A 16,658-nucleotide genomic window follows, 5' to 3' on the forward strand; every position below is an offset into this window, starting at 1 on the left:
TTTATGATATCGAGCTATGGCTATGAATTCTTTGAAATTTCCTCCCCATTGGTGCCCCAAACTTTGGTTGTTATGACCATAATTGGTAATGGCTTCACTATGCGAGTACACGTATGGTCTAACATGATTGTATTCTAACTGCAACAACAAATTTTTGATGTTAAACGCATTGTAGTATTTGGCTCCGAGTTGGTAACCAAATTTATTTTTCCAGCTTTTATTACCTTCTTTTACTGCATCCAACGAAAATTCATCTAACAAAAACTGTCCGTAAAAATTGATTTGATTGTTCCATTTTACTTTGGTTGTCAAACCCAACAACGCATTCCCGCTTCGTGCAGAAGAAGTAAATTCCACCGTTCGATAGAATATAATTGGATTCACAAAACTCATATCAAAACCACGGTTGTTATTATTTGTCCATATTACCGATTCAAAAAGTCCTATATTCCAACGATTGGTAATATTCAAACTCAAATAATGACTCGCAGCAAATTTAGTTGCGTAAGTTCTGTCTACTGTAGCTTCGGGACGAACATCTTTGAGCCATGTATATATATTGGTGTATTTTATTTTCCAGAAAGTAGTGTTCATTTTAAAATAGGGATAGGGACTCGCTCCATCTCCTAACAATAAAGATCGATAGCCATCGCCGATAAAATTCTTGCCATAACCCAAATTCAGATTAATGAATTTGCTGGGTGTATAGGACAAATTGGCTTCAGCCATAGGAAAATCATAAGCATCCGATTTAAATTCTTTTGCAATTCCAATACCCGGAATAATTGCCGGATTTCCTCCGTCGGGTTTTATAGATTCAGCATAGCTATTGAAATAATCTGCAAATCTTCCTTGGCTTTCGTAAATGGTTGTTGTAAAATTTAATTCTTTTCCCAAACCACCATTAAATTGAATTCCTCTGGTATTTATAAAAGTATAAGAAGAAACGCTTGGGTCGCTTTTACCCATTTGAATATCAAAAATCGGATTAAGGGTAAACCAATAATCCTCCCCTTGAATTTCAACTAAGTTTTCATCCCAAAGTTTTCTGCCAAACCAATCTTTCTTGTTCTTCAACAGCTTTTGATTTTCTTGCTTTAAATTATAATATTTAGAAACATCTGCATAAGAAAAAGGTTTAGAACCTGTATGGTTATTAGCACCAACCTGATTCATCTCATCATCAAACTGCGAATAATAGCTGTGTGAAAACGGGATGTTGATGTGACTTCCAAACTGTGGTTTTTCAAATTTTTTGTATTTGATACTGTCTAATTCGGTAAGTTGTTTGTTATTAGTGTTATAAAAATTTGAGTTTTTTTCGGCTAACGCTTCCGCTTCTTTTTGCGCTTGTAAGTCGGCTGCACTTTGCAAAGGAATTGCAATTTTGATTGTGTATTTGGCATACGTTGGATTTCCGTTATAAGTTGCTGGAGAAATTTTTGGCATTTTTGCAAAAACGCTTTTGCTTTCAGCAACTAATGATTCATCGATAGCATCAACATATATTACTTTGAAATTCCCGTTATCATTTACTTCAAAAATCACTATCACAGTTCCTTTGAAATTATTTTGTTTAAGATTTTCAGGAACTTTAAAATTGGAGTATACAAAATCCTGTACTTGATTATTAAAACAAGTTTCTAAAGCTTGAAACTGTAAATTTTCACATGATGGAAAAACAGGAAATCTTTCGGCCGTTTTTTGAGTAACTTGAGCATTAATTATGTTCGTTAAAAAAAATAGTATTAAAAACGCTAAAATTTTATTACTCACAAGGTTTGATTCTATTTGGTGTTCGTAACCCAAACTACCTTGGCAGTGAACTGATTCAATAATCTTTGATTTCATTTTTTATATATCGAGTTGGATATGTTACTTATTAATGGTAAAAAGTAAAAAAATCCCGCTTCGTAATGATAACGGGTCAGGACAAACTTTATTATCTATTTATTTGCGGTTTATGTCTTTTTATTAAAACGAAAAAAACTAAAGCAGCAATTGCTCCTGTACCATTTGCTAGCACATCAAAAATATCTGCATGTCTTGTCTTTGTTAATGTTTCTTGCAAAATCTCAATCAGTATTCCGTAGCAAAATGATAAAATGACAACGCGGCCAATTTTTGAAATTGTTTTTTCATTTAGCTTTGACCATAAATAAAGTCCCCAAAGCATAGTAAAAACAAAATGAAATGTAAAGTGAACATATTTATCGGCTCCAGAAACCCTATATGAAGGCAAATCGGTAAACTTTACTAAACACAAAACGGCAATTAGAATAGTCCAACTTACAGCTAAACTAAATATTGCATTTTTAAGCACCGATAAGTTGTTTGTAAGCATCACTCGAAAGTAATTCTTCAACTTCCGCAGCGTTTGAAATTTTGACTTTCACCATCCAGCCTTTCCCATAAGGATCTGTATTAACAGCTTCCGGATTTGATTCTAATTCATCATTAAATTCAATAATTTCTCCGGATAACGGCAAGAATAAATCGGATACCGTTTTTACTGCTTCAACAGTTCCAAAAACTTCGTCTTTGTTTAATGTTTGATCCAAAGTTTCTACTTCAACATAAACAATGTCGCCCAATTCTTTTTGTGCAAAATCGGTGATGCCAACTATTGCGATATCGCCATCAATTAAAACCCATTCGTGGTCTTTGGTATACTTTAAATTGCTAGGTATATTCATTTAATATTAAATTTTAGGATGTAAAGATAAGATTTGATATTGTAATTAATTGTTAGTTTCCAAAATTATATCGCATGGTAAAACCAGCTCTTATATTTGTCAATGGAAATGATGTAGAAATCACCGGTTTTGAAAAGGAATGGTCATAGAAGAAGATAGCCGTTAGGTTTTTACTTAACGAATAATCAGCTGTTAATTTTGCTGACCAAATATTTTGTCCGCCACCTAATTGGTTGTTATTATAATCTAAGTAACGCACAATAGTTTTATTATTCCTGTATGAGAAATCTACTTTTAGATTGATGTCGCTTTTAATAATTCCAGTTGGATTATCAGCCAATTTTGATGAGAAAATTACGTCTTTTAAACGATATCCTACACCAACAATATATTCTCTCCCTTGAACTTCTGTCAATAAATTGTTGTCAAAACTCATTGATAAACTTCTGTCTTTTTTAATTTCGGCCAAAATTTTGAAGGCATTTTTCATCTCAAAATCGATACGGATAAGCGGATTAAATTGCTCTACTAAATTAATATTGGCGATAATTGTATTATTTAAGAAATTACCAATACCACTATTATCTTGAATCGCAACATTAGGATTATAATCAAGATTTGAACGGAATGAATTTATGGTATAGGAAGCTCTATAGGCGTGTTGAATAGAGAATCTTTTGAATCTATCTTTAAAGAATTTATAACGCATTAATCCACTGTACTTTATGGTCCAGTTAGGAATAGGAAAGTTTCTAAAAGCATCCAAAGAAACTCCTTTAGCGGCATCGCCTGAGCCAGTTGAGTATAATCCAGTATACGCCGCTAAGAAAGATGGTATTAAAACAGCTTGATTGTTTTTGCCAAAACCAATTGGGTAACCCAAGTTATTGGCATAAAAATTATAGTTTGGATCCGTAGGAATGGGAACAGGGTTTGCTGCATCTCCATATCTTGGGTAATTTGGTCCACCATAATATTGTTGCGCTAATCTATCGGCAATAATAATTCGATTCTCTCTAAAATCCTGAAATGAAGACGAACTGTTTTCGTCACTTGCCTTAAAGGAACTTTTCAGCATTACTGCAGAAATGGAGAAGTTTCCATAACTGTATGGGGATTGCGGTTGGTAATAATTACCATTTGCATCTGGGATATCGGTTACATTGAACTGCTCCGAATAATTATTGGCATAAGTTCTATCGGCGCTTAAATCAATTTTAAAATCTGGGAATAAATCAACATTAGCTGTAAGGTTCAATGTTTTAGTTACCACTTGAGTAAAATTTTGGTTAAACTCCGGATAGGTGGTCAACCAACCTCTTTTAGCAGCTTCATACCGAACATCATCCTGTCCGCCAAAAACGAAACCTAGTGAAGGTTTTGCTGAACCAAAGAAACCTAGTCCTGGTAAAAATCCGGGAAGAACAGTTCCTTCGTTTTGAGTATAGTTAACCTGTATATTTTTAACACTTGTTAGAACCCCTTTCAATCCGTCCAAAAACACATTAGTTGTTTTAGCAGGTTGTGCTTTGACGCCGGTAATCTTTTCACCAGGTTTTGGTAATGCCGCAGGTTTCTGAGCCGGAGTCGCAGGTTTTTTACCTAATCCAATATATTTATAAAAAGTTTCCATACTGAACGACGTGTTCAAACGATGTAAACCTGCATTTTGAATGGTGTTCCCTAAATTAAAGCCATCAACTGAAGACATGGCTAATGACGCTCTCTGCCAGCTATAATCACCCGTATAGGTATATGTTGATTTGATAAATGCCAAGAATGGTATCTTGTTTACAGGCAATTCATAGTTAACAGTAATTTGTTGATTGTGTTGGTTTGGTGTTCCAATATTCCAAAAATCTGTCCAAATCGTATTGCTATTATCCGGCACATTATTTTCATCCATATAGTTGCGGACAATATTTTGGGATGCAGCAGTAAAGTTTATTTTTAATGCTTTTGTGAGGTTATAATTAAATCCATATTGATAATTGAACATATAATTTCTTCTGTATAAGGGATCTAAAGCAATTCCGGCAACATCAACTTGCCTAAACTGTTGTTTGTTATATTGTCTAATAATATTACTGCTAAAAGAAATACTTGCAGGCAGGTAGTTAAAGTTAAAATCACTAAGCATTTTCCAATACGAACTTTTCTTGAAGAATTTGTTTTTCTTAAAAGGTTCTATTGGTTTATTTTTGAAAGCATAGGTGTAATCAACAGTTGTTTTAACTTGTTGATCTATATAATTTTCAATTTCATAATTGTGTTTTTCAACTTGATTATACGAATATGAAAGTGTTAAATTCTCCGGGTCATATATATGTTGCTTTTGCTCAGGTGCTCTATCTTTTTTAACTCCTATAAAGTTGATACTTTTTCTTTTTGTATAATCGATTGCTCTGTTCCTCATGTTTTCTCTTTCAGCTGCATCAATGGTATTGTCAATCAATTGTTGCAAACGAATATCCTGATTGAAAGGATCGTATTCAGGAGTAATTAATTCTTCACCAACAGCGTAATTAAATGGTAAATTAATACCCCATTTTTTTGGCAACAATTTACCCAAACTAAAATTAGTGACAATATTATATTGCTGCATATCTTCTCTACTTCTCTCTTGAGGTGCTTCTTCTAATGCCCCAAAACCGATGGTACTCATTCTACCCGTAGCAGAAATTGTAGCAAAATCGGCCAAGTTTGTGTCTATGTTTAAAACAGCAGCCATTCCTCCTTCGTTATTCATATCGGCAAGACGCAATTCGTTAAACCAAACTTCACCCCGAACAGGATCGGTATGATTATTTTTAATACCAACCATTAACGTTCTTACCAAACCAAAATTTGGAGTTCCTTTAATTCCTAGACGCAAGTTTGGGTCACCGTCACCATCAGGAAGTGTAATGTCATCATCCGGATAATAAACACCATCGGGGAATGTTGTAAAGTCAATGCCTAAAGATTTAACTTTCATTTTGGTTAGCAAAGACAAGTTAAGATTAATTTCATTAACATCGGGCCAAATATCATCTGCAGCTCTAGCTCCTGCCGGAGTTACTTTAAGAGGAATTTCTACTTGATAAAAATTATTGGTAAAGTCATTTCCAAAACGAATAAATGCTTTCATCTGATTATCCAATAACGGTGTTGGGTCAGCTGGTAATGCTTCTGCATGTAAAAACATTTTGAGCTTATTATATTGACGCATATCAACTTCAATGTTTTTAAACACCGCTCTTGAGTCACCAACCTCTAAACCTCCTGTTCCTGAGGGCGTCCCGTTTGCTCTTAAAGAAAGTGATTGCTCATTTTGATTTAAAACCTGTTGCCCATTTTGAAGTTGCTCTCTAACCACTCCAGGTGGCGTTACATAAGGTATTGGAACTCGTTGTGCGTTTTCCTGAATGTTAACTGACAATACATCAAAGTTTGTGTTGTCATCAGTAGGATCTGTATCGGCTATTTGTAATGAATTATCATAACGTCTCCATTCACCACGAACTAAATCTAAAGCCCCAAAACGAAGTGTAATTGGTGTTGAAAATCCAGTCATAAAAATTCTCATAAAACGTATGGAACGAAAATCAGAAATACTACCAACAGTTTTCTTTAATGGGGTAGTAACCGGAATCTTGAATTGATACCATCTTGCTTGTGTTGGAATTCCGTTAGGCGTATCTGTAACAGTAGTAACTACCTTATCTGTAATAAAGTTTTCCCCTACCGGCATTCCAGTTCCATCAATATTACCATAGTTCATATCAATTTTGTACTCATAATAGGCATTAGCAGTATTCATCGTGTTATCACGATTGATATCTTCTACATCCGGAAGTGTTGTTGAACCTCTGTTGTTATCTGAAACGCCAACCGGTGAATTACCTTCAACTCCATTATAATTTTTATAACGGTCAAAAATAGTCGAACCTGGAGCACTTAAAAAATATTGGTAATCATCCCCTGCTGGATCAGCTAAAGCAGCATAACCACCAATTCCGGGAAGGCTTTGTTCAACAGTATTATTGATACCATCAAAACCAACGTCTTGTGCTGCTCTATTGGCTCCATCAACATCAAAAGCATAGATAAGTGACTGCGAAGATGGAACTTTACCCCAAACTGTAGGATTGGTTAACGATTGAGAAGCGCTGTTAGAAGGCAATCCGTTTTCATATTGCTTACGTTCATCTTTTAAAACATCTTCTGATATTTCTCCAAGATTAAAATAGATTTTCCCTGAGTTTGCAGGATTGGCGACAGCTGATGGATTTGCCGGATCAAAATAAGGATCTAAAACCCAAAATTGAATGTATTCTACATTGCTTTGTTCAAAGTTGGTAGAATTTATGGCACGCATAATTCCACCATAATTTTTCTTAGCATCTTCTTGAGTAAATACTGTTGTTAGCGCTAGCGGATTAAAGTTATATGGCCCTCTTTCTTCAGGATAATAAGTTAAATCTAACGTATTAATTACTTGACTTTGTCCAATCTGAATGTCTGTATTAGGAAACAATTCACGGCTAAAGATTCTTCTGGTGCTATTGGCAGAAATTCCGTCCTGACCAATATCTCCCGGTGTTTGTACATAAAGAGTCGGATCAATACTATACCAGTTTAACTTGGCTCTACGGTAACCGTATCCTAGATTTACTGGGTTAAAGGGAGAAGGAGGCGGATCTTGGGGTCTAACGAAATCTTCATAGTCAGCTCCAGCTGTATGTTTTGGGGTAGAAGACAGACTCCATGACAGAGCCGAACGCATATCAATAGTAGTTTGTGAACCTTCAAAATCATCTACATATACAGTTGGCTCTCCTTCAAACTGATCTGCTTTTGAAGCATCCGGTTTTAAGAAAGCCATTTCTCCTCGCAAAGAGAAATTAGAGGGAACATCAGTATCTATATTTGGTAATTTATTAACCATTCGTGTTAAAAAAGGCACTTCAGTAGAGTAGTTTGCATTGAAACCAAAAATAGTGTTGTTAACTGATTCTTGACCATAGTTTGATTTAGTAGTAAGTGGTCTTTCTGTCATTTTAATGTAAGTAGCGCCAACTAATAATTTATCCGAGAATTTATGTTCTACATTTATTCCCATAAATCTTCTGGTTTGTTGTCCAAAATTGGAGTTGTTTTCTACTGAAACCTGAATAGGTGTACTAGATGCTTGTAACGAAGGATCTAGAATTTGTACTCTCCCTGCCTGATAATTTACGCTGTAATCTATTCCTTCTTGCAATACTCTTCCTCCGGCAGTCACTACTACAGATCCTCTTGGAACATTGTAGGCTCCAATCGGAATTCCATCGCCCCCCGAAGATTTAAACCTTCCTTTTAATTGAAATTTATTTTTTTCTGCATCTTGTAAAGCCGAGGCTTGTGTTCCGGTATACATACTTCTAAAAACATATTTTGCCTGATTTCCGTTATAGGTATTCTCATCATAGTAATCTTCTGCTCCTAATTTTAATTTATCAAAAATCAATTTACCAAAAGGCTCTACAGTAGTAAATATGATTCGTCCATTTTGTTGGTCAACAGTTAATCCGGGTAAAAAATCGAAAAAACCATCACCCCCAACTTGTGGGTCATTATTATAATTCAATTTATCAACATTTAAAACTTTTAAAAGAGGTGTTTCTGAAACTTCATTTCCTGGCGGTGTTGTTGGACTGGATGGAAAAGGTGTCCCAGCCACTGGGGTGATATAATTAATGGGCGAAGGATCAGTATATAAGATATTGAATCTAAAATCTTCTTTTTGCAATTGATACGCACCTTGAATTTGATAAATGTTTTTCATCATCAAGTTCCAAATAGGTTTTTGAACATTAGTCAAATTACTCTTTAACATTTTCAGAATCAAACTCTGGGTTGAAACAGATGCATCCGCAGGAGTTGTGCCCGTAAGAACTGTAGAATCAACTCCATCTGTACCAAACTCTCCAACCTGATAAACATCATCACCAATAGTATATTGATAAGCAACAGCTAATACCTCATCATTAGCTAAACGTTGTTGCAATGAAATATAACCCAACTGTGGATTAAGCGTATATTCATTAGGTGCTAACTTTCTGGCGTTTTCTAATTTAGAATAATCAGTTCCTTCATCAACTGGATTTAGGTTATTAAAGCCAGCACTAGAAGTAACAATGTCTCTTATATCTGTATTTAATAATCCGCCCCCTAAAGTTATTAGTGCTGGGTCATACTTGTTATTTCTGTTATCAGAAGGCAAGTCTGTTGCTGTTGGTGATAAGAAAAAGTTATTCGTATTATATTCTACTGGATTTATAGCAACCACTCTGCTATTATCTGTAAAATTAGAGAGTCTTGATTCACCTAAATCCTGAAGGGCTAAAATATTTCTTAGATTGTTACTCGTGGTGCTAACTCGATTTTGTCTGTTGGTTACCCATACTTCAATCCTTGTAATTTGAACTCTACTTCTTATCACCGGATAATCTTTTAAGGCTTCATCGTATTTGTTTCTAAAATACTGGGATAAGAAAAAGTGTCTGTCGGCATCATAATCTAAACCAAATATTTCAAAATCCTGAATGGTTCCACCACCTTGAGCGGTAACTGATCTTGTTTGCGATTTTTGTTCAGAGAAAACACCAGTTATTGAAGTTCTTCCAAATTGTAATTTGGCTTTAACTCCAAATAAACTTTGGGCACCACGAATCAAAGAATTGGAAAGCGGCATACTTATATTTCCGACTTCGATTTTTTGAATGATATCGTCTTCGTCAGGTGTGTACTCTAACTTGATATTATTCTGAAAAGAAAAAGTTGACTCTGTGTCATAATTGGCAGTTACGCTCAATCTAGTTCCTACTTTTCCATTCAAACTCATACTGATTCTTTGGTCAAAATCAAAAGAAGTTTGTGACCTATGTCTAGGTGAAAAAACCGGATTGTCTTGTTTGGTATAACGAACTCCCAAATCCATTTCAACCGTACCAGTTGGTTTAACATCAATAGTATTTGAACCAAAAATAGTTTCAAAAAAACTTGAGTTAACATAATATCGTGGGAGCAAGTCCTTCTTCTTTTGAGCGCTACCATCTTTTTTACCATCAATGGCATCTGATTTTTCTTTGTAATACTGACGCATTGACTCACGAAGCACCAATTCTTCGTATTCTTTTGGTGTTAAAATAATTGGATAATTGATATTAAAACCATCAACTGATTTGGTGTAGATATATCGGTCAGTTGCAACATCATAGGTATACGCATTAACTATACTCCCAGGGTCTTTAATATCTAATTTTCCTGTTGAATAACCTGTTGGTTCAGGCTCGGTTGGTTTTGGCTCAGTTGGAGTTACTTGAGAAAAAACTGAAGAACTCAACAGCAAAACTAATCCTAAGAAAAATTTTTTAAAGTTAAATATTGAATTTGTGAAGTATATTGTTTTCAAGAATTATAAATTTTTTAACGCTTGTTTGATAATTGTTTCAACTCCGGCATCCGAATTTTCTTTTATGATTTTATCCACCACTTTTTCAGCGTTTTTTCTAACGTAACCCAAAACCTCTAGAGCAGATAACGATTCTTCTCGACTAATATTGTGTTGAGAGGAAGAAATTTCGCTTAAATCATAAATCTTTAAGACCTTTTCTTTCAAATCGAGTATTACTCGTTGTGCTGTTTTACTGCCAATTCCCTTTATTGATTGAATCGTAACAACATCTGCGCTAGCAATGGCATGAATTATTTGTTTAGGATCTAATGATGATAACATAGTTCTTGCTATGCTTGCTCCTATTCCGGATACCGATAATAATAATTTAAATAATTCACGCTCTGATTTTTCTGCAAAACCAAACAAAGAATGAGCATCTTCCTTAATTTGAAGAAACGTAAACAATTTAACAAAATCGGTATTGGGAAGTAAAGAAAAAGTATGCAACGAAATATTAATATGATAACCAACACCATTACAGTCAATTACTACTTCGGTTGGCGATTTTTCAATTAACTTTCCTTGAATGTGTGCAATCATTTTATACTAAAATCTAATTTCAAATATAGCAAAATTCTTGAATTGGCAGCATGTATTTGCAATATCTCTACAATAATACAAAAACTATTTAGCAGACATTTTTTTTCTTTTCTCTTTTTCTTGTGCATCAACCACGGCTACCGCAACCATATTAACCATTTCCTCTACACTTGCACCAAGTTGGAAAATATGAACCGCTTTTTCCATTCCTAACATTATTGGCCCAACAGAATCTACTTTATAGAGTTCTTTTAAAAGTTTATAGGTAATATTTGCTGATTCTAAATTTGGGAAAATCAGGGTATTTACTTTTTTTCCTGCCAATTTTGAAAAAGGAAACTTAGCCTTCAACATTTCGGGATTTAAAGCAAAATCAGATTGAATTTCTCCATCGACAATTAAATCCGGATAATAGTTGTGCAAATAGGCTACAGCTTCTCGCACTTTATTGGCACTTTCATTTGATGATGATCCAAAATTTGAGAAAGAAACCATTGCAATTACGGGTTCCATACCAAACATTCGAGTCATTTTTGCTGTCATCAAAGCAATTTTAGCCAATTCATCCGCAGTAGGATTCGGATTAATTGCTGTGTCTGATAAAAACATTGGTCCGCGATTCGTCATCATCATATTGGCAGTAGCAATTAATGTAATCCCCGGAGCTTTGCCAATCAATTGCATTAAAGGTTTTACTGTTGTTGGATAACTTCTGGAATACCCTGAAACCATTGCGTCAGCATCGCCCTCATTTACCATCATTGCAGCAAAATAGTTTCGTTCTCGCATCCATTTTTGAGCATCAAGTAACGAAATACCTCTTCGTTGTCTTGACTTCCAATAATGGTTTGCATAATTCAATCTTCGATTGTCTTCTTCCTTGGTTTTTGGATCAAAAATTGGCACGTCAGCATCAAAACCTATTTCTTCTTTTAGTTCTAAAATCAATTCTTTATTTCCTAAAAGAATAGGGTGAGCAATGCCTTCTTCATAAACAATTTGTGCCGCTTTTAATACATCCAAATGATCAGCTTCAGCAAAAACTACCCGCTTTGGTTCTGTTTTCGCTCTATTGGTAAGGAGTCTAACCATTTTATTATCAGAACCCAAACGCTCTAATAATTCTTCTTCGTATTTGTCCCAATCGGTAATAGGTTGTAATGCCACGCCCGAATTCATAGCTGCTCTTGCGACAGCTGGCGCCACTTGTGTAATCAATCTCGGGTCGAATGGTTTGGGAATGATATACTCTTTCCCAAAGTTCAAACGGGTTTCGCCGTAAGCGATATTTACTTGCTCGGGTACGGGTTCTTTTGCCAATTCGGCCAAAGCATGTACCGCTGCCATTTTCATTTCTTCATTAATTTTAGTAGCGCGAACATCTAAAGCACCGCGAAAAATATAAGGAAACCCTAACACGTTATTAACCTGATTTGGATGGTCTGAACGGCCAGTGGCCATAATAATATCTTTACGAGTTGCCACGGCTAAATCATAATCAATCTCAGGCACCGGATTAGCCATAGCAAACACAATTGGGTTTTTGGCCATGCCTAAAAGCATTTCGGCAGACATGATATTTCCGGCAGATAATCCTAGGAAAACATCGGCGCCTACTAATGCTTGGGCCAAAGTAGTTCCTGATTTACCATGAGCATATCGTTTTTGCAAATCGGACAAATCAGTGCGTTCTGAAGACAGCACACCATCTTTATCGAACATGATTATATTTTCAGGTTTAACACCTAATAAAATATACAAATTCGCACAAGCCAATGCAGCAGAACCAGCGCCGGAAACTACTATCTTTACTTCAGTAGTTTTCTTTTTGGCCAATTCTAAAGCGTTCAACAATGCTGCCGAAGAGATGATAGCTGTTCCGTGTTGGTCATCGTGCATTACCGGAATATTCAATTCTTCTACCAAACGTCTTTCAATTTCAAAAGACTCTGGCGCTTTAATATCTTCAAGATTGATTCCTCCAAAAGTAGGGGCTATATTCTTTACGGTTTCTATAAAAGCATCTACATCTTTGGTTCCGACTTCAATATCAAAAACATCTATTCCGGCAAAAATTTTAAAGAGCAAGGCTTTTCCTTCCATCACTGGTTTAGATGCTTCGGGACCAATGTCTCCCAAGCCTAAAACGGCTGTTCCGTTACTGATGACGGCTACTAAATTTCCTTTAGCTGTATATTTATAAACATTGTTGACATCTTTAGCAATTTCCAAACAAGGTTCTGCTACACCGGGAGAATAAGCCAATGACAAATCTCTTTGGGTCGCGTATTTTTTGGTGGGCACCACTTGAATTTTACCAGGCGTAGGTTTGGCGTGGTATAATAATGCTTCTCTTCGCTTGCTGTATTTGTTCATTTTCTTTATGGTTGAGAATTACAAAGGTAGGATACTCAACTTAAAAAGGAAATTTTTAAGGATTTCTTTTTACACAAACTCATAAACAAAAAAGCCGCAATGTTAAATTACAGCTTTTACTTGATCTAAATAAATTAATTTTTGGTTAGTAGTTATTGTTGAATTAATGCTTTGATGTTAATGCCATCGGGCAATCTGCCTACGTTTTGGAGTTTTATAGCTGCCAATTTCTGGGCCAAAGTAATGGTTGCTTCTAAGTTTTTTTGGTGCAATTGAGCGTATAAAAATCCGGTCCAAAAAGCATCTCCGGCTCCTGTAGTGTCTTTGACCTCTTCAATTGGAATAGCTTTTTGAAAAAACAATCCCTGATGAATATCTGAAACGACCACACCATTTTTTCCTTTGGTTAAGCAAATTGTGGAAGCGCCTAAACCATGGAAATAGTCAAAAATATATTCTTCCGATTTTACGGCTGCGAAAAGTCGGTAACAATCATCTTCACTTAGCTTGACCAATGGATCGTTGACCAAGTATTCATTGAGTACACTTTTGGCTTCTTCTCTATCTGGCCAAATGCGTTCAGAAAAATTGATATCGATGCTGAGTTGCAATCCCAATTCTTTGGCTTTTTGCGCTCGATTTAAAATGGTCTGTCTGGCAGGATTTTTACTTAAAGCAAAACAAGTCGTGTGAAAAATTTTGGCTTCCGCAATCACTTCATCGGGCAATTGGCTTTCAAAAATTTCGCAATCAGCTTGACGATAGGGAATGAAATCGGGGGTTTCTGTGGATTTTGATACAAAAATAACCGACGTTGGCGCGGCTTCCGATTTTCCAACACAAGATATATTGATATGATTGGCTTTTAGTTTACGGATGACATAATCGCCCAAACCATCTTGTCCACAGGAAGCTACTAGCACAGCATTCAATCCCAAACGGGAAGCATTAACTGCTACATTGGTTGGAGAACCACCTAAAAAACGATGATAATCTTTCGTCCTATTGATTGAAGTATTGACTTCATGACCAATAAAATCTATTAGCACTTCGCCTATACATATTATGTCTATTGATTTCAATTAAACTAAAATTTTAAAATTATGATATAATGATTGATGTACTAAAACCGTAGCGGCGGCACTCCAAGCACAGTGTGAAACGCCATTAGTTTCAGTGGTTTGGGTGTTGAAATTTTCATAAAAAGAAAAGTCCTTTTTAGCATTAGCCTCGTTTATTTTTTCTAAAATAGTAGTTGCTTTTCTAATTTCACCCTTAGTAACAAGTGCTACACCGAAAAAGCCATTAACCATTGGCCAACTTCCACCGTTGTGAAACTCATAGGGATAATTTCTGAAATCGTATTTACAATTATTTTTGAGCAGGTTCCAATATTCATCGGTGTCAAAGACGGGCGGCCAAAAAGCCGGCAGTAAACCCAACTTTGTTTCAGAAGCTAAGGCATCCGCATAATTTAAAATAGCATTTTGGAATTCATTTGAACCTACATTTAACAAAAGTGCTAATGAATTGGCAAAAGCATCAAACTGTGTTTTATAGCCAGAGGGAGAGAACGAACAAGGCATGAAATCTTGAAAATTGACTTCGTCATAAGCTCTTTCATGGTATTTCTCCCCTTGACTGTTAGGCATGAAATTAATCTGAATTTGCTCGGTTATTTTTTGAATCTTATCAGTGATGGCTTCACTATTTACAAAAAAATTATAGCTTTTTAAAGCCCAAATGCGCAACAATTGGTCGTATAAAACATAACCATCTGTAATATATTCATCGGCCCAATTACCGGAAAGCGGTACATATAAAAGATGTTTATTATTGAATTCCCAAGCCTCGAGTAAACCAAAACCTTTTTCAATATGGGAATTGTATTCGTAAACAACAGTCGCATCATCTTTATAGTAGGCATATTGGCAAACGCCTATGATAAACCAAGTAACTGCGTCTACTCTTCCGGCCAAGCCACCATAACTCAATTCACAATTCCCTTCAACGAATAAAACATTGGAAGGAATGGTTCCGATAGAATGTTGGTTTTTGGCCAAGGTATCTAATGTGTTTTTAAAAGTTGCAATCAATTGCTCATCGCCTGAAGCTAAAGCTGCCAAACCACAAATCACTCCGTCACGTGCCCAAACTCTTTTATAGTTAGTAGTATTTTCAGCACTAGCTAAAAAACCATTAGGAGAAACCACATCGTGCAACAAATCAATAGCTTTATAGTATCCTATTTTATGCACTTACAACTTGTTTTTTGGTTGAAATAAATAGGGTTAAAACAGCACTGATAAGGAGCAAAACTCCGGCAAAAGTGATGGCTAATCTCGCGTCATTGTGTAAAAAATGCTTCATTATAAATCCAAAAGTTATGGTTTGAATGAACATTGGAATAACAATCATCATATTTATAATTCCCATATAAACGCCATAACGTTCTTTGGGAATATTAGCAACAATCATCAAATAAGGAATACCCATCATGCTAGCCCAACCAATTCCAAATCCTGTAATCGCGGGAAATAACAGGTACTTGTTTTGAATATAGGGAAATACTAAAAAACCGATAGCGGCCATTAGCAAACAGCTAAAATGCACTAATTTTGGCGAATATTTTTTAGCAAAATAAACCAAAGAAAAGGCGCTTAAAAATGTTACTACATTGTACCACCCATTAACTAAACCTGTCCAGCTTACTGCTTCTCCATATAATTTCATGTCTTTTTCGGGCGATGTGTTCCATACTGAAAGCGCTATACTTTTGGACGAATTTTGCCAATAACAAAAAAGTGCATACCATTGGAACAAATAAACTAAAGCTAATTGCCACATTACTTTAGGCATCTCTTTTACGGCTTTTGCTATGTCAATAAAAGGCGTAAAAAGACTGATGCGTTTAGATTGTATTTTTTGCAGTTCTTCTGGTGTTGGAGGGATTTCTTTGGTAGTGTGAGAACTCCACCAAACCGAAACAATTGAGCAAATAGCGCCCAAAAAGAAAGAAGCAAAAACCCAAGTGGGCAATTTACCGGTTGTTCCTATAAAAATTAAAGGGAAAATAAAAAGAGAAACATTGGCTAAGGTTTGTCCAAATCCTGTGAAAAAACTTTGGGCTTGAAATCCCATTGGCTGTTGCGATTCGTCTAATTTATCGGCAATGAAAGCTCGATACGGTTCCATGGAAGTATTATTTCCAGCATCTAAAATCCAAAGTAATCCGGCAGCCATCCATAAAGAACTACTAAATGGGAAAGCAAAAAGTGCTAAACTGCAAATCAAAGCGCCAATTAAGAAAAATGGTTTTCTTCTGCCACCCAATCTTGGTGACCAAGTTTTATCACTTAAAGCGCCAATAATGGGTTGAACTAACAAACCCGTTAAAGGTCCGGCTAAATTGAGTAAAGGAATTTGATCCGGATGGGCGCCTAAAAAATCATAAATGGGATTAACAGCACTTTGTTGCAACCCAAAACTATATTGAATGCCAAAAAAACCAACATTCATATTTATGATTTGCCAAAAACTCAGGTTTATTTTTTTACTCATTG

Annotated in this window: 9 protein-coding genes; all 9 read right to left on the reverse strand. The window is 35.6% G+C overall.

Annotation, left to right across the window (positions count from 1 at the left end):
* Window positions 1–1,851, reverse strand: a 1,851-nt coding sequence (locus ACOYLP_RS00655) for an energy transducer TonB (RefSeq protein WP_422854239.1), incomplete at its 3' end; no start/stop codon positions are given.
* Window positions 1,852–1,942: 91 nt separating this feature from the next.
* On the reverse strand, window positions 1,943–2,344 hold the full coding sequence (locus tag ACOYLP_RS00660) for a VanZ family protein (protein WP_422854240.1): 402 nt from the start codon (window positions 2,342–2,344) through the stop codon (window positions 1,943–1,945).
* Window positions 2,316–2,696 carry a glycine cleavage system protein GcvH gene (gene gcvH / locus ACOYLP_RS00665; protein ID WP_422854241.1) on the reverse strand — a complete coding sequence of 127 codons (381 nt, stop codon included), beginning with the start codon at window positions 2,694–2,696 and terminating at the stop codon, window positions 2,316–2,318. Before gcvH ends, ACOYLP_RS00660 begins: the two co-directional genes overlap by 29 nt.
* 52 nt (window positions 2,697–2,748) lie before the next feature.
* Complete coding sequence (gene sprA, locus ACOYLP_RS00670; protein ID WP_422854242.1) at window positions 2,749–10,134, reverse strand: cell surface protein SprA; 7,386 nt, start codon at window positions 10,132–10,134, stop codon at window positions 2,749–2,751.
* A gap of 3 nt (window positions 10,135–10,137) precedes the next feature.
* Window positions 10,138–10,719, reverse strand: coding sequence for a Holliday junction branch migration protein RuvA (gene ruvA / locus ACOYLP_RS00675; RefSeq protein WP_422854243.1), 582 nt, complete (start codon window positions 10,717–10,719; stop codon window positions 10,138–10,140).
* Window positions 10,720–10,803: 84 nt separating this feature from the next.
* Window positions 10,804–13,095, reverse strand: coding sequence for an NADP-dependent malic enzyme (locus tag ACOYLP_RS00680; RefSeq protein WP_422854244.1), 2,292 nt, complete (start codon window positions 13,093–13,095; stop codon window positions 10,804–10,806).
* A gap of 152 nt (window positions 13,096–13,247) precedes the next feature.
* On the reverse strand, window positions 13,248–14,177 hold the full coding sequence (locus ACOYLP_RS00685) for a carbohydrate kinase family protein (RefSeq protein ID WP_422854245.1): 930 nt from the start codon (window positions 14,175–14,177) through the stop codon (window positions 13,248–13,250).
* The gene (locus tag ACOYLP_RS00690; RefSeq protein ID WP_422854246.1) at window positions 14,178–15,353 is read right to left on the reverse strand and encodes a glycoside hydrolase 100 family protein; all 1,176 of its coding nucleotides are present in this window, start codon (window positions 15,351–15,353) and stop codon (window positions 14,178–14,180) included.
* Entirely contained in the window at window positions 15,346–16,656 is a 1,311-nt protein-coding gene (locus ACOYLP_RS00695; RefSeq protein ID WP_422854247.1) for an MFS transporter, read from the reverse strand. Before ACOYLP_RS00695 ends, ACOYLP_RS00690 begins: the two co-directional genes overlap by 8 nt.
* Window positions 16,657–16,658 lie beyond the last annotated feature (2 nt).

Source organism: Flavobacterium sp., assembly GCF_049318325.1.
Taxonomy (GTDB): domain Bacteria; phylum Bacteroidota; class Bacteroidia; order Flavobacteriales; family Flavobacteriaceae; genus Flavobacterium.